We start from the raw sequence: 15,286 nt of genomic DNA on the forward strand, positions 1-15,286 counted from the left end.
ATTTATATTTGAATCACCGGAAAAGTGGATAAGGGGGAAAATGATGAGTGATAACAATGTCAAAAGAGTTTTGGAATGCATCATCAACACATCCAATAACAATATTACCGTGACCGATGAAAAAGGATTCATTTTATTCACGAATCCAAACCATTGGTGGATATATGGAATCGAACCAGAACATTATCTTGGGAAATCCGTTTACCAGCTCGAAACGGAAGGAATCCTTTCACCGTCGATTTCCGCCATGGTATTGAAAGAGAAAACACCTATCCAGATCATGCAGCAAACGAAGACGGGAAAAATCGTCATGTCGACTGCTTATCCCATCTTTGATGATAATGGTGAATTGATTCGTGTCGTCAGCTATGCCCAAGATCAAACTGAAATCAGGAACCTCCAGGATCAGTACGGTCAATTGGAGAAAAAGATTCAGGAATACCAATCGGAGGTCGAGGAGCTTAGGGAACAGGAGGAGCTGATCTATCGCAGCAAGGAAATGCGGCAAATCGCGAAAACGATACACCGTGTTTCCAAAACGGATGCCACAGTCATGCTTCTTGGGGAATCCGGTGTGGGAAAGAGCGTCTTCGCCCGCAGGCTGCATAATCAGAGTTACCGCAGCAAAGAGCCATTCATCGAAGTCAACTGCAGTACCATCCCAGAAAGTCTCTTTGAATCCGAAATGTTTGGTTACGAAGCGGGATCCTTTACCGGTGCGCAGAAGCAGGGGAAGCAAGGGCTGGTGGAACAAGCTGATAACGGAACCTTATTTCTGGATGAAATCGGGGAGCTTCCCCTGGATATGCAAGTGAAATTATTAAATGTCCTGCAAGAGAAGACCTTTAAAAGAGTGGGCGGAAAAAAAGAGCATAAGATAGATTTTCGGCTTGTGACGGCAACCAATCAAAACCTTGAGGAAATGGTGGAAAAGGGAACATTCAGGCTAGATTTGTATTACCGCTTAAATGTGATTCCGATCCAAATACCGCCATTACGCGAAAGAAAAGAAGACATTGCCATCTTAATCAATCATAATCTCGAAATTATCAACAAGAAATACAAGACAGATAAGAAGTTGCACCCTTCCACTTACGAAATACTGATTCAGCATAAATGGTCAGGAAACGTGCGTGAATTGGAAAACCTGATTGAACGGCTCATTTTGACCTCGGAAGACTCCATCATTTTCCCAGGCTTTCTCCCCTCCCATTTCCATGGACAAGAATCTTTGGAGAAAATAGATGATACCCTAATGATCGACAATATGATGGTTGATGATAGTGATCTCAATACCGCCCTCGAACAAGTCGAAAAATGGATGATGATGAAAGCGAGTAAACAATGCAAGTCCACATATGAAATGGCTAAATTCTTAGGTATCAGCCAGCCTTCTGTCGTCAGGAAAATGAAGAAATATAAAGATCATCTGCCCATTAAGTAACAGTGGGATGAAAGAATGTTTCACTATAGTATCCTCCTTTTTTTAACCTGTATAAATAGGAGACCAGCGTATCGAAGGTCTCCTTTTTCTTACTTATTTGACACGCCTGCAGATTCAAATGTTGCCATTTCTTTAATGACCAATGTTGCTGCCTTAAGGATGGGGTATGACAGGGCTGCCCCTGTTCCTTCCCCGATTCTCATTCCCAGGTCGAGGATCGGCTCCTTGCCAAGCAGTTCTATGGCCGTTCTATGACCAGGTTCTGCAGATCGATGTCCAACAAACATATAATCGGCTGCACGTCCGGAAATCAGGTTTGCCAATACGGCAGCCGTGGTTGTAATGAAACCATCAACAAGAATGGGTATACGGTTATTCGCTGCAGCAAGCATGGCCCCTGCCATACCTGCAATTTCGAATCCACCGATATTCATCAAAATATTGATTGGATCATCCGGATTAGGATTTCTTAATGAAATCGCTTCTTCAATGATTCTTCGCTTATGTAAAATGCCTTCTGACTTCAATCCTGTTCCCTGCCCCACTAGTGATTCAACGCTTTTCCCGCTTACGATGGAGATGATGGCGGTACTGGATGTCGTATTTCCGATTCCCATTTCACCAAGAATCAGGCAGTTCACACCACGGGCAATCATTTTCTGTGCACGGTCATATCCAATTTCAAGCGCTTGAATTACTTCTTCCTTTGTCATCGCCTCTTCCTTATAAAAGTTTCTAGTTCCATTGCGGACTTTTCTCGAAGTTAACCCCGGTGCCTCGATATCTGCATCGATCCCTATATCAACAATGTCCAAGTAAGCGTCTATCGCCCGGCTTAATACATTGATGGCGGCACCGTCATTCAGGAAGTTGAGAGCCATTTGTTCCGTCACTTCTTTTGGATAAGCCGAAACCCCTTCTTCCGTAATTCCATGGTCGGCCGCAAACACGATAACCCCCGGTTTCGAAATGTCCGGAAATGCCTCCCCTGTCATCTTGGCCAGTTCGATTATCCATTCTTCAAGCCGGCCTAAGCTTCCATGAGGAACCGTCAGCGAATCGACATGTCCTTTAACCTGCCGTCCCATTTCTTCATCCAGCATCGGGATGGAGATGGCAGCTAACCCATTCGTCATATTAATACCCCCAAAAATCCAAAATGAAAAACCTTAACCACAGGAAAAGGTTCTTATCCATCATCTGCTATAAATACAACTTAGTCCACATAATTATCCTCTAAGCTTTCACTTGTACTCACTGTGATCCATTCACTTCGGCACTCCTATTTCATTTAGTGGGTAGATACGAAATTTCACTTTGCCCACAAGTGATTCTTCAGAAATAAAACCAAATCTTCTTCCATCCCAACTGTTCCTCCGATTATCCCCCATGACAAATAAATGACCCGCAGGTACCTTGGATTTCCCAAGTAAATCACTCAGGCTGAAATTCTCCGTCAGATTTTCTTCAGGCGGAATTTCCCCTTTTTTTGTTTTCAAATATGGTTCCGTATACTTTTTCCCATTGATATATAAGACATCATCTTTCATTTCAACACTGTCACCTGGTAAACCGATCACCCTTTTTATATAATTCTCTTCCGCGTCCGGAGCATAAAATACGACCATATCGAAGCGCTCCGGCTTTCCGATTTTAGCTACCACGATCCGATCATCATTCTCATAAGTCGGCTCCATTGATTCACCTTTTACTGTGACTGGCGTAAATAAAAACTGTTGGCAAATGAACACGATCATTAAAGCGAATAAGATGGCTTTCAACCACGAAAACACTTCACTTTTCATATTCTTCATAAGGACTCCCTCCCATCCATTGTGAACGGCTAAACCAATTATTGGCTTGCAGCGCAATTCTTTAGCTCTGTTTATCCCCTTAAATATCCTTTTGCGGTCGGGGACTTTTGAGGAGACATTCCAAAGAAATATCTGGAAAAATTGTAACATATCCATTTATCGCTTGCGAGATTAAATCATTTTCAATGCCAATCTCAAACAATGAAAAAAAGGATAGCGAATTTCAGCTATCCTTTTACTACGTTTTTTCCTCAGTATTTATTCCAAGTCAATATAGTATCGAGTGGCAAACGGACTTTTTCAAACCCTGCTTTAGTTCCTTTTCCAATGGAAATTAACATGACAGGCTTGAAGTTTTCCGGTACATTGAATGCATCGACAAATTTGGCTTCATCAAACCCTCCCATTGGGACTGTATCGTATCCTTTTGCTTTTGCAGCCAACATGATTTGCATGGAAACCAAGCCACCGTCAATCATGGCTACACTTAAAGCCTTTTCAGCAGAAAAGTTACCGTAATTATGCAGAATAGAGGCTACATATGGCTCTTTGATTTCATTCTTCATGATCCCTTTATTGACTAATTCACCATAAATCCGCTCTGCATTTTTGTAACCTTCTATATCAGCTAAAACGGCAATGACAGCAGATGCATCGACGATTTGTTGTTGGTTATTTGCGATGGGAAGCAATTCTTGCTGGGTTTGCTTATCTTGAATCACAAGGAATCTCCATGGCTGCAAGTTGGAAGAAGATGGTGCTTGAATCGCAATATCCAGAATTTCACGAATTTCTTCTTCAGTCATCACGTATTCAGCATCGTACTGGCGAACAGATCTCCGTTCTTTTGCTACCGTAATGAAATCCGTATCATTAAGGACTTTGGGCTTTTCAACCGGTATATTCAATTCTTTCGATTTATTTAGGTACTCTTCTTTACTCATTATATTTTTTGTCATTTATAATGACCTCCATTTAACTGTATTTAATACAGGAACAGTATATAATGCATACTGTTCTTTTGTCAAATACAGTTTAAGAAAAACGAAACCATGTCAGTTTCGTTTTTCACATTAAGATTTTGATAGTAAGTCAGCAATCGTCTTTTGTTCCAAGCCTTGTATAATCCAGCTCTCCATCTCGTTTTTTAAACCGCATAACGCTTCTCTAGAAGATGGATGAAAGCATTTTTTATCATTCACATCAAGAAAGCCTTTTGAGAAAGGTTCTGATTTAATTGCAGAGTATATATCTGCAAGAATGATTTGTTCGGGATTTTTGGCAAGTGAATATCCCCCATCCCTGCCCTCCTTCGCTTGAATCAGCCCTGCCTTCACTAAATTACTTAATATTTTTCTAAGAAAACCTGACTCCGAATCAAGCTTAACGGCCAATTTATTACTATTACATAATCCATCATGATCAGCAAGAACAAGCAGGGCTTGTACGGCAAGACTAAACCACATAATACTGGAAACCTTTTCTGACATTTCTTTCACCTCTCTCCTCTACTTTAAACTATTTTTCAATGAATATACAACGATGCATCGAACAATCCTGCCTAAAACCTCTTTTTAATGAACCCTCACTCGTGGAAAGCTTGAAGCCCTTTTGGAACGATGCGAGTTCCAGGGCAGTGATAGTAATCCATTTTTAAAAATCCAGAAAAAAATATATAGACAAATTTCTTGTCTTACAAATTATTTTTTTAGGAATATGGTAAACTTACTTAATAGAATTTACTTTGCTCAGGAAGTGGATGAATCATGCTGAAAACAATAAATGTACAAATGGATAAAATTATGCCCCTTATCACGCCGATAAGCGTGGTTATTGGGGTATTATTGGCCGAACATCTAAAGGATTACACCTTTCTTGTCCCATGGATATTTGCCTTCATTACCTTTTCCGGAAGTTTAGGCTCTAACTTTAAATCTCTTAAACAGGCAGTCACCCACCCTTTACCTGTTTTCATCGTATTGATCATCCTTCATATGCTTATGCCTGTTTGGGCTTTTGGACTCGGCCATTTAGTGTTCCATGGTGATGCTTTCACGATTACCGGCCTAGTCCTGGCTGTAGTGATTCCAACCGGTGTCACCAGTATGATCTGGGTATCCATTTATAATGGGAATGCCGTACTTGCCCTAACCATCATCTTGATCGACACCCTACTCTCGCCATTCATCGTTCCTTACAGTGTTTCCCTTTTTGGAGGCGGTTCGATCGAAATGGATTTGGGTTCGATAGTGAAAGGATTAATCGGTATGGTCGTTCTTCCCTCCATGCTTGCCATGTTCTTGAATCAAGCTACAAAAGGGAAGATACAATATACACTATCCCCCCGCTTAGCTCCATTTTCCAAGATAAGCGTTGGAATCGTAGTCATATTGAACAGTTCAAAAATCGCGCCTTACTTAACCCATTTCGATAAGAAATTAATGATCATGGCCTTCTTGGTTTTGTTCATAGCTGCTTCTGGGTATGCCATTTCTTGGATGGTCGGTGCATATTTAAGATGGGATAAGGCGGATATCATCACCTTGACATTTACAGGCGGCATGCGAAACATCAGTGCTGGAGCCGTTCTTGCAACCGCCTATTTCCCTGCTGCCGTCGCGGTACCCGTTGTACTTGGCATGCTGTTTCAACAAATGCTTGCCTCCTTTTTTGGCTATGTCATGGAAAGGCATTTCCATCGTGATGTGAATGAAGGGTGATCCGTCGAAACAACTTGATTGGAAGATAGTGTATAATTAATACATAGATCTTCATACGGTGGTGAAATTCATGATCCATGCTGTCAAAGATTTTTTATCCAGCTGCTTGCTGATTACCAGTTGGTTAATATTTGCGGTCTTTTTACCGGCTTCCTTTGTTTCCATATTTCCAAGAAACTGGACTCACGACGGGTTTCTAAGTGTTAAGATCTATTTATTCTACAATACTAGCAGTAATTTTTTTTGAATGCCATTTGATACGAATTACCCCTTACTAAAACGACCCAATTTATTCCGACCTGCAACCAGATTAATTCGACCTACAACCAATTTTCGTCCCTTAACTTAATCCATAAAAAAAGGAGCTGCAAATGGCAGCTCCTTCTTTAGTTCTCACATCTGCATTATCGTGATAAGGTACCTTGCAGACGATTTGTTTCGGCGATTACTTTTTCTTCATCGATCGTTAAGCATTGGCCATCTTTCACGACGTTTTTGCCATCAATGTATACATCACATACATCATTTCCGCGTGCTGCATAAAGCAGGTGCGAATAGGCTTCACTCAATGGCTGAAGATGTTCTTTGTCATATGGGTAAATGGTGATGAAATCTGCTTTTTTACCAGCTTCCAGTGATCCTGTATGACCCATGCCTACTGCTTCGGCACCCATTCTTGTGGCCATGGCCAGTGCCGTTTGGGCAGGGAATTTAGTGGCATCCTTATACATTCCTTTTTGCAGTAAAGCAGCCGTCCTCATTTCTTCGAACATATCGAAGTTGTTATTGGATGCGACGCCATCTGTTGCAACTCCCACTTTAATGCCTGCATCAAGAAGGCTGACGACATCTGCTATTCCAGATCCGAGCTTCAGGTTACTGATTGGATTATGGGCAACGCGAACATCATGCTGTTTTAGGATCGCCCGCTCTTCATCATTGAGAACCACTCCATGTGCCATCACGGTAGGCTGATCGAACAGCCCTAGTCGGCGAAGGTGCTCGACAGGACGGGATCCGTAACGTTTTTCGATGTCGAGGATTTCAAAGTCCGTTTCCGATACGTGAATATGCACCATCAAATCATTCTCTTTTGCAATCCGTGCACTTTCCATAATCGCTTCAGGTGTGCAGGCATATGGACTATGTGGTGCGACCATTGTAGTCAGGCGGCCATCGGCAAACGTTTTATAGTTTTTTGAAAACTGCTCAGCCCCCATGAGGTTCGCTTTTTGATCTTTTTCCGTACCCAAGCTGAAGATTGTGTAGGAAAAGGCTCCGCGCATTCCTGTTTCGCCTATCGTCTCCATGACAGCACCTGCATCTATTCCATTAGGATTAAACATATCCGAAAATGTCGTGGTTCCTGATTTCATCATTTCCATGATGCCAAGCTGTGAACTTACAGAGGCGATTTCCGTTGTAAACTGGCTTTCGATTGGCCATATTTTCGTTTCAAGCCATGGCTTCAGCAGCATATCGTCCCCGATACCGCGTAAAAGGGTCATTACAATATGCGAATGGGCATTCACAAGGCCTGGCATAATCCATTTCCCGCCAAGGTTGACCACTTGATCTGCATCTGCCAATTGTTGTTCATCATGCTGGCCGATGTAGGATATGGTATGATCTTGTACAATCATCATGCCGTTTTCAAAGATTTGATTTTCCTTGTCCATAGTAAAAAATGTAGCATTCACATATATTGTTTTCATAAGTATTTCCTCCAAAGTCGTATCATGTATCAACATGTTCTATTCCGCATTCTAAACTAGCACCTTACAGGTAATCAAGTAATTCCATATTATCAGGGGACATTTCCATTTACCTTAGGAACCTATTGGAAGTGCTCCAAGATGAATGCGTCCTTCAATTACCACATAGTGGATGCCCATTGCAAAATCAATTGCTTAAAAAAATCTTCCCTCTATTGCCAGTGACAATCATGGCTTCTTGCACATCTTGAAGACCATAGTAGGAATCCGGCATCATGAATTTCAACCTTTTATCAGCGATGAACCCCATCAAAAGATTAAACGTTTCATGCCAGGTTTGAACGGAAGCCTGCTGATTCCAATGCCGAAGATGAAACATTTTAACATTCACTTTTGTCCTTTGGGAAATTTCCGCCCAATTTACAGACTTCCCTGATAAAAGGCCAATCGTTAATAAGATGCCATTAGGCCGAACGCAAAAAGCGAGCTCTGAGCCATCGATGCCGCCTACTGAATCTATGGCCGCTTTCGCTCCGCGCCCATTCGTCATTTCCATCACTGTATCATGCAATGATGATCGGGACGTATCGATCACATATGAAGCACCAAGTTTAAGCAGTTCTTCCGTATACTTATTGTTTCTCGTTACAGCAATCAGCTTAAATCCAAGAATTCTGGATAACTGGGCAAAGATGCGGCCAATGGAAGATCCGCAGGCATTTACGAGTAAAACATCATCGGGTTTCAATGTTAATACTTCTGTACAGATTAGCCATGCGGTTATCGGGTTTATATATAATTGCGCTGCTATATGGTCCTCAAGCGAATCTGGAATGATGATGGCCAGCTCCGCAGATGTTTTAACATAATCCTGCCAGGTCCCTTCACCGCGCAAAGGCAGAACACGCTTGCCTATTAGCTCTTTCGAAACCGATGGACCCACCTCTTCGACAATGCCGACCCCTTCATAACCAGGTATGGAAGGCAAGGGAATTCGGTGGGAATATGCACCGCGAATGGGCAGCAAGTCAGACGGGTTAATGGGACGTGTGGTCATCCGAACGAGGACTTCCCCGTCTAAAGGTTTTTGAATAAGTTTATTTTCAACTTTTAAAACCTTTTGCGGAATCCCAAACTCATAGAATTTAACACATTTGGCTTCCAAGATACTAAGTCTCCTTTAATATATAAGTCTATCTATTCTATCATTTAACTGTGGAATTATTTTATTATGATTCTGGTTTTCCACGTTTTAATCTCTCCTTCCATAAATTTGTCGTTAAGAATCTTTTTGTTGTTCCAAGCATATGGTTTATAAAACGTTTTTTTATTTATGTACAAGGGGTGAAGAGATTGAATAAGGTAGGAAAAAATGATTTTGTATCTGGGTTTGTACCACATCATAATCATGGATCTGTTGATTATACTTCCATAGCGGACGGCCATGTCCATCAATGTTTAGATGTAACATCCCCGCCAATTTCATCACAAGAGGGAGGACATATTCATTACACTGAAGGATATGTGTTATTTGAGGATGGACATTCCCATTATTATAAGGCATATTCGGGACCACCCATTCCGGTTGGAAGTGGAATGCACGTTCATTATTATGATTTTTATACAACGGAAGATGATGGGCATAGACATAGAATTAAAGGGGTCGATCAACCTGCTCCAGGAAATAAATAAGAACAAAAAAACATCAGGGGGATGGGAAATCCCCCTGATGTTTTTTTGCCTCCGATAGACTCTAAATGCATCTCTAACTTTATTAGAAATAGTTTTTCTAATGATCTTGAGATAAACCAATTGGAATGCATAGAGGAGTGTGATCAACAGGATTTTCAATAATACAGCATTCCAGTCTGAAGACGTCCTTGATCATCTCTTTTGTGAATACCGTTTCAGGCGTTCCCTCTTTATAGATTTTTCCCTTCTTGATGCTAATCAGATGATCGGCATACTGTGCCGCTTGATTCAAATCATGCAGAACCATGACAATCGTGCGTCCATAAGTTACGTTTAAATCGCGCAGTAATTCCAATATTTCAATTTGGTGCGCTAAATCTAGATAGGTTGTCGGTTCATCTAACAGTAAAAGGTCTGTTTCTTGTACCAAGGCCATCGAAATCCATGCTCTTTGCCTTTGTCCTCCAGATAATGCATCCAATGTCCGATCAGCAAACTCCGTCATTTTTGTTGCTGATAATGCACGGTCGACAATGGCATGATCTTCTGGAGTTTGTCTGGAAAATAAGCCTTTGTGCGGATGCCTGCCATAATAGCATAGTTCTTTAACGGTTATATCTTCAGGAGCTTCCGGAGCTTGGGGTAAGATAGCCAATTTCTTTGCCACTTCCTTGGAAGATTGCTGATGAATGGCTTTTCCATCTAAATAGATCGTGCCTTGCTGTGGCATTAGTAATCTAGCTAGAGACCGTAGAATGGTAGATTTGCCACAACCATTGGAACCAATGATTATACTTATCTTACCTTCAGGAATTTCTAAATCGATATTATCAATGATTTGAGTTGTCCCATAAGAGAGCGAAAGTTGCTCTGCTGATAATGTTGTCATGATCTCCAGCCTTCCTTATGTTATTTTTCTTTCACGACGCAATAGATATAAAAAATATGGTACACCAATCACCGCAGTGATAATTCCGGCAGGTATTTCTATTGGAGGGAATAATCCTCTTCCAAGGCTATCGGCAACGAGTAGAAAGATAGAACCAAAAAGTGCTGAAGCAGGAAGTAAAACCTTGAATTTTGACCCTACCACTCTCCGGGCAATATGGGGGGCAATTAAACCAATGAACCCGATGGAACCAACCGCTGCTACACAGACTCCGATTAATATGACAGAAACGCTTAACAATATATAACGCAGTAATTTTGATCTTTCACCGAGACCTGTAGCTATATCGTCTCCAAGACTCAGTACATCCATTTTAGACGTCAATGCAATCAATACAGGTACAAGCACAAGACATGGAAGCAAAATGAATACTTGATCCCATCCTCTTCCCCATAGACTGCCGGTCAACCACAGCAATGTCGTGTTTACATCATCCGGGAACTTAACCATGAAATACTCTATGCCAGCTTGACATATGGCCCCTAAAGCAATTCCGACCAAAGCTATAGTATTTGGCTGAGCTCCTTTTTTATTAACAAATATCATCAAAATTGCCGCCATGACCGCCGCTCCGATAAAAGCTGAAAGAGGCAGTATGATAATGGGCGATTGCGGAAATAAAACAATGACAATAACAGCTGCCAAACCGGCCCCTTTTGTTACCCCAATCACATCTGGAGAAGCCAAAGGATTTCGAAGGACACCTTGAAGAATGGCTCCAGCCGTTGCCAATCCAGCCCCCACTATCACGGCAATTAAAATACGTGGTATGCGATAGTTGTGCAGAATAAATGCCTGACTTTGCATGCCATTTCCAAGGAAATTTTGGAGAATTTCTAAAGGTGAGATATAAATGGCCCCTAAGCCCAGGCTCACCATCGATAAAAGCAGCACGGTAACCGTCAGCAATAGGATAATAGAATAAGGGGGTAAATTTGATTTCAACCTAAATGTCCGTTTTAATTTCATTGCTTAATATTCCTCCCTCTCTTCGCTAAATAAAGGAAGAATGGCGCACCGATTATAGCTGTTACGATGCCTACCGGCGACTCAAAAGGATAAGCGATGAACCGTGCGAGAATATCTGCGTAAACTAAGAGTAAAGCGCCGAATAATGCAGAGAAAGGGATGATTCTTCGGTAATCACCGCCCACCATTCTCCTGACGATATGAGGAATAATCAATCCCACAAATCCCACTGGGCCTGCGACGGCAACTGAAGATCCTGCCAAAATGATTACCAATATTCCTGCTAAAATACGGATTCGGTACACCCGCTGCCCAAGCCCCTGCGCCATATTTTCTCCTAAGACAAGGATGGAAACAGATCGAGAGAACAAGACAGCAACAAGTAGCCCGAAAATAGACCAAGGAAGGATCATGTTTACGTGCGCCCATGTCTTTCCATTAATAGACCCGACTAACCAATAGAGCACATCTTTCGCTTGTTCATTAAAGATGATCATGCCTTGCGTTAAGGAAGATAAAAAAAAGTGAACAGCCATTCCAGCCAATGCCAGCTTTACTTGGGTCATTCCTCCTCCCGAAGCAAAAGAATAGACTGCCATCCCTCCCACTGCTGCACCAATGAATGCAAAGCAAACTAGAGAGACGGAAGAAAGGTTAGGAAAGAAAACAAAAGCTGACACAATAAAAAATGAGGCACCGGCATTAACACCAAACACTTGTGGAGAAGCTAATGAATTCCGGGTAATAGCCTGCATGAGAGCACCCGCTACCGCTAAATTAGCACCGACCAACGCTCCAACTATAGCTCGGGGCAAACGAAGAGTCCTTATAATAGTCTGTTCCTTGGACGAGTCGACCTCAAAAAAGGACTTCAAAACCATTGACACATCAATATCTGCCGCTCCCACAGAAATACTCGTCAGGACGCCTAAAATTAACAAAACGATTCCAACGATAGCTGTACATAAAACTTTCAGTTTACTTCTAACTACAGTTTCCATTGACTATACAACACACTTCCTAACTAAATTTAAACCTAATGGAAAGCGAAGTAAGAATGGGATCTCTTACTTCGCTTTTGTTCCTCTATTCTTCACCAAGCATTTTTAAAGTGTCTTTAGCAATGGCCTCTGCGGATACAACACCACGGTATCTCGTCCATAAATCTCGATCAACACTATACACCTGTCCGTTTTTTACAGCCTTCAAGTCTTTCCAAAGAGGATTGTCTTTCCACTCATCAGTAAGTAACTTACCCTCATTGTTCGCTAAAAGCAGCACATCCGGATTAATCTCGACAAGCTGCTCCAGATTCATCTCGGCATGTGGCAGTTCCTGCTGAATGGCATTTTTCAATCCCATGCGCTCAAGCAATTCTCCATCATAAGAAGAAGAAGTATGAGCTTGGAATGAAGTATCACGTACAACTGCAGGTAAAACCGTCATATTTGAATCAACAGTAAGTTTTGCTTTAAGTTCCTTAATCGTTTTTTCATGCTCGCTCAATCTTTTTTCTGCAGCATCTTCCTGATTTACTGCCTTTGCAATCGTTTTAAAAGAATCCAGATTTTCTTGATATGTAGATTCCCGACTTTTTAAGACAACGGTAGGAGCAATCTGCTGTAGTTCTTTATAAATCCCTTTATGCCGCTCAGCATCTGCAATGATTAAATCCGGCTGTAAAGAACTGATAACCTCTAAATTAGGCTGCTCACGTGTTCCCACGGAAGTATAATCCATTTCTTGACCAACAAGTTTTGTAATCATATCTTTTTTGTTGTCATCTGAAATCCCGATAGGTTTTATCCCTAGGGCATTTAAAGAATCAACGAAAGATAACTCAAGCGTAACTATTTTTTTAGGAGTGTTTTTAATTTCCGCTTCTCCCATTTCATGCTTAATCGTCCTTACTTCTTGATTACTTGTTTCGGCAGATGTCTTCTCTGCTTCTGTTGTTTTTTGAGAATTATTACATCCTGATAACACCATCATAATCGTAAATAACAGGATGAATGCTCCTCCCCCAAATGTTCTTACTTTTCTAGATTCTCTCATTTTTTGCACCCTTTCCGTCATCTATACCTACTTAACTTCTTATCTGACTAACACATTCATAATTGAAAATGATTATCATTATCCTGTTGTTATGATAAAGTCATAGATTGATACCGTCAATATTAATAAAATTTTGTGAATAAAAATCATTATGGCCATTAAGACAACCTGCATGCATTTTATTGATAACGAGAAATACACATGCCATGATAGTCTTAAACTATCATAGTGTAGCAGTTAACAAAAAAACGAACTAATATTGCAGATTGTGGACTTCGATGAAAATCAAGTTTTCAGTTTTTATGAGGGTTTATAAAACCTCGAACGTCGATTTCCACTCTAGGCACTCGCTTTCCGCGGGCGGTCCGCGAGCCTCCTCGGCATTCGCCTGCGGGGTCTCCCCTTGACGCGCTTTTCCCGCAGGAGTCTCGCACCTTCCGTTCCAATCAACTTTGTTTTGAAATTTCAGGTCAAACATTTTTTGTCTACAAACTCAAATATTAACTAATTAGTTTTATTTAATATAGGATCCGACTCAAACTAAAAAAGAGCAAACCCGTTAAGGTCTGCTCGTTCCTGTTTCAAAGAATCATTTTCTATTAATCAGCATCTCTTCAAGAGGAAATTCTTCATTAGAAGCTTCTTTTTTTGAGCGTTTTATGGAGGTTTTGATAAGAATGGTTGAAGCAATTGATAATGCCCCCATGATCAGGTAACCTGTGGATCTTGAAAACACTTCAATCAAGATGCCAATTAGGACGGGTCCCAAAAACATTCCAGCCGAATATAAACTTTGGAACAGGCCCATTCTCGTAGATTGTTTAATCTCCGGGATATTTTCAACAGCCCAGGAAGTGACGACCGTAAAGATCAGCCCGTAACCAAAACCTTGGAATGCCTGCAATAGAAAAAGCATCGTTAAATTTTCAGCATAAGGAATCAATATGATGATGACCCCTTGTAATACCGCTCCCAAAATCGCCGTATTCATTAAACCGATTTTTTTATAAAAAAGGGCTCCGCATAATCCTGCGGCTAAGCCATATATGATCAGGTGTGTGTTTGCCAGCATGCCAATCAATAGCGGATTTGCTCCAAGGTCGGTTGCAACTAAAGGTGTGAACGTATCCCTTGTTCCAATGGTGACCATCAAAGCAATCGTCGCCAAAACGGAAATGACCCAGATTTTTTTATCGGTGATTTGCTCGACAAGTATTTTTTTATCGTATTTTACTTTTACCCCTTTAATACTTAGGTCTTTTGTGAAAAATGTTAAAACGAGTGCAAGTATGGCGGCGGCCACCGCTACTAAAAAGCTATACCGATACCCATAATTATTGGCCACTACTGCACCGATGGTTGTCCCTAGTATGGAGCCAACTGGCGATGCAACACCCAATATCGCCACTGCTTTTGCAGCTTCCTTCACACCAAAATAAGAGGCGAACATAACATTGTAAATAACCCAGGTGGAACCAGTTAAACCATCCGAAATTTTCCCAAGGTACAATGTGGTAGCATTTGGTATAAAAAAGGCTAGCGTCCACATTACAATCGTTATCAGCAACCCGATTTGGATAAACAATCTTCGTTTATGCAGCATATCCGAAAATACACCTATCGGAAGTCGTGTCAATAAGGCCACAATCCCTGAAATTCCGATTATACTGCCTATAATAACTGAATCGAACCCAAGATCTTTAGCATAAGAGGAGATAAATGGATCAAATGCGGTAATGGTGACAAAGAACAACAAGCTAATGATAAAGAATAAGATGGTTTCTTTCCGATTATTAATTTTATTAGTTTTGTCCATATATTCCACCCTTTCATTCCCCTCCCTCTCGTCCCACTGGACAGAAAGGCGATGCTATTAGTATTTACACATATTCTCATATATTTTCCAGGGCTAAAATCTAATCTGCAGA

General features: G+C 41.2%; 14 protein-coding genes. 3 read left to right on the top strand and 11 right to left on the bottom strand.

Annotation, left to right across the window (positions count from 1 at the left end):
• Window positions 1–40 precede the first annotated feature (40 nt).
• The gene (locus V3595_RS21200) at window positions 41–1,444 is read left to right on the top strand and encodes a sigma-54 interaction domain-containing protein (RefSeq protein ID WP_485909341.1); all 1,404 of its coding nucleotides are present in this window, start codon (window positions 41–43) and stop codon (window positions 1,442–1,444) included.
• An 89-nt stretch (window positions 1,445–1,533) separates the two neighbouring features.
• On the opposite strand, the gene cobT is transcribed toward V3595_RS21200, so the two are convergent.
• The 4 genes from cobT to V3595_RS21220 form a co-directional block, all read right to left on the bottom strand.
• Window positions 1,534–2,580, bottom strand: a complete 1,047-nt coding sequence (gene cobT, locus V3595_RS21205) for a nicotinate-nucleotide--dimethylbenzimidazole phosphoribosyltransferase (protein ID WP_485909343.1) — start codon at window positions 2,578–2,580, stop codon at window positions 1,534–1,536.
• Between the two features lie 132 nt (window positions 2,581–2,712).
• Window positions 2,713–3,258, bottom strand: a complete 546-nt coding sequence (gene lepB / locus V3595_RS21210) for a signal peptidase I (RefSeq protein WP_402901769.1) — start codon at window positions 3,256–3,258, stop codon at window positions 2,713–2,715.
• A gap of 251 nt (window positions 3,259–3,509) precedes the next feature.
• Window positions 3,510–4,217, bottom strand: coding sequence for a nitroreductase family protein (locus V3595_RS21215; protein WP_485909345.1), 708 nt, complete (start codon window positions 4,215–4,217; stop codon window positions 3,510–3,512).
• 114 nt (window positions 4,218–4,331) lie between these two features.
• Window positions 4,332–4,748: an RrF2 family transcriptional regulator gene (locus V3595_RS21220; protein ID WP_137019683.1), complete on the bottom strand. Its 417-nt coding sequence runs from the start codon at window positions 4,746–4,748 to the stop codon at window positions 4,332–4,334.
• A gap of 276 nt (window positions 4,749–5,024) precedes the next feature.
• On the opposite strand from V3595_RS21220, the gene V3595_RS21225 reads away from it, so the two are divergent.
• Window positions 5,025–5,978, top strand: coding sequence for a bile acid:sodium symporter family protein (locus V3595_RS21225; protein WP_485909348.1), 954 nt, complete (start codon window positions 5,025–5,027; stop codon window positions 5,976–5,978).
• Window positions 5,979–6,382: 404 nt separating this feature from the next.
• Here V3595_RS21225 and V3595_RS21230 read toward each other — a convergent pair whose 3' ends face one another.
• Window positions 6,383–7,693: an amidohydrolase family protein gene (locus V3595_RS21230; RefSeq protein ID WP_485909350.1), complete on the bottom strand. Its 1,311-nt coding sequence runs from the start codon at window positions 7,691–7,693 to the stop codon at window positions 6,383–6,385.
• A gap of 187 nt (window positions 7,694–7,880) precedes the next feature.
• Window positions 7,881–8,858 carry a zinc-dependent alcohol dehydrogenase family protein gene (locus V3595_RS21235; protein WP_485909352.1) on the bottom strand — a complete coding sequence of 326 codons (978 nt, stop codon included), beginning with the start codon at window positions 8,856–8,858 and terminating at the stop codon, window positions 7,881–7,883.
• Window positions 8,859–9,046: 188 nt separating this feature from the next.
• Here V3595_RS21235 and V3595_RS21240 point away from each other — a divergent pair, with 188 nt between their 5' ends.
• Window positions 9,047–9,385 (top strand): YmaF family protein, encoded by a 339-nt coding sequence (locus tag V3595_RS21240; protein ID WP_485909354.1) that lies wholly within the window; start codon window positions 9,047–9,049, stop codon window positions 9,383–9,385.
• A gap of 97 nt (window positions 9,386–9,482) precedes the next feature.
• On the opposite strand, the gene V3595_RS21245 is transcribed toward V3595_RS21240, so the two are convergent.
• The 5 genes from V3595_RS21245 to V3595_RS21265 all read right to left on the bottom strand — a co-directional run bounded on the left by V3595_RS21245 (window position 9,483) and on the right by V3595_RS21265 (window position 15,174).
• The gene (locus V3595_RS21245) at window positions 9,483–10,274 is read right to left on the bottom strand and encodes an ABC transporter ATP-binding protein (protein ID WP_485909356.1); all 792 of its coding nucleotides are present in this window, start codon (window positions 10,272–10,274) and stop codon (window positions 9,483–9,485) included.
• Window positions 10,275–10,289: 15 nt separating this feature from the next.
• The gene (locus V3595_RS21250; RefSeq protein WP_485909358.1) at window positions 10,290–11,303 is read right to left on the bottom strand and encodes a FecCD family ABC transporter permease; all 1,014 of its coding nucleotides are present in this window, start codon (window positions 11,301–11,303) and stop codon (window positions 10,290–10,292) included.
• Complete coding sequence (locus V3595_RS21255; protein WP_485909360.1) at window positions 11,300–12,304, bottom strand: FecCD family ABC transporter permease; 1,005 nt, start codon at window positions 12,302–12,304, stop codon at window positions 11,300–11,302. Before V3595_RS21255 ends, V3595_RS21250 begins: the two co-directional genes overlap by 4 nt.
• Before the next feature lie 85 nt (window positions 12,305–12,389).
• Window positions 12,390–13,358 carry an ABC transporter substrate-binding protein gene (locus V3595_RS21260; protein ID WP_485909362.1) on the bottom strand — a complete coding sequence of 323 codons (969 nt, stop codon included), beginning with the start codon at window positions 13,356–13,358 and terminating at the stop codon, window positions 12,390–12,392.
• Between the two features lie 589 nt (window positions 13,359–13,947).
• On the bottom strand, window positions 13,948–15,174 hold the full coding sequence (locus tag V3595_RS21265; protein ID WP_202312110.1) for an MFS transporter: 1,227 nt from the start codon (window positions 15,172–15,174) through the stop codon (window positions 13,948–13,950).
• Window positions 15,175–15,286: the final 112 nt, after the last annotated feature.

It is taken from the genome of Bacillus sp. CFBP9009 (genome assembly GCF_036541465.1).
In the GTDB taxonomy this organism is placed as follows: Bacteria; Bacillota; Bacilli; order Bacillales; family DSM-1321; genus Peribacillus.

Coding starts and splice junctions, on each gene's coding strand:
- V3595_RS21225 (WP_485909348.1), top strand. CDS start 5,025: ATGCTGAAAACAATAAATGTACAAATGGATAAAATTATGCCCCTTATC.
- V3595_RS21230 (WP_485909350.1), bottom strand. CDS start 7,693: ATGAAAACAATATATGTGAATGCTACATTTTTTACTATGGACAAGGAA.
- V3595_RS21260 (WP_485909362.1), bottom strand. CDS start 13,358: ATGAGAGAATCTAGAAAAGTAAGAACATTTGGGGGAGGAGCATTCATC.
- V3595_RS21245 (WP_485909356.1), bottom strand. CDS start 10,274: ATGACAACATTATCAGCAGAGCAACTTTCGCTCTCTTATGGGACAACT.
- V3595_RS21215 (WP_485909345.1), bottom strand. CDS start 4,217: ATGACAAAAAATATAATGAGTAAAGAAGAGTACCTAAATAAATCGAAA.
- V3595_RS21265 (WP_202312110.1), bottom strand. CDS start 15,174: ATGGACAAAACTAATAAAATTAATAATCGGAAAGAAACCATCTTATTC.
- lepB (WP_402901769.1), bottom strand. CDS start 3,258: ATGAAGAATATGAAAAGTGAAGTGTTTTCGTGGTTGAAAGCCATCTTA.
- V3595_RS21200 (WP_485909341.1), top strand. CDS start 41: ATGATGAGTGATAACAATGTCAAAAGAGTTTTGGAATGCATCATCAAC.
- V3595_RS21255 (WP_485909360.1), bottom strand. CDS start 12,304: ATGGAAACTGTAGTTAGAAGTAAACTGAAAGTTTTATGTACAGCTATC.
- V3595_RS21250 (WP_485909358.1), bottom strand. CDS start 11,303: ATGAAATTAAAACGGACATTTAGGTTGAAATCAAATTTACCCCCTTAT.
- V3595_RS21220 (WP_137019683.1), bottom strand. CDS start 4,748: ATGTCAGAAAAGGTTTCCAGTATTATGTGGTTTAGTCTTGCCGTACAA.
- cobT (WP_485909343.1), bottom strand. CDS start 2,580: ATGACGAATGGGTTAGCTGCCATCTCCATCCCGATGCTGGATGAAGAA.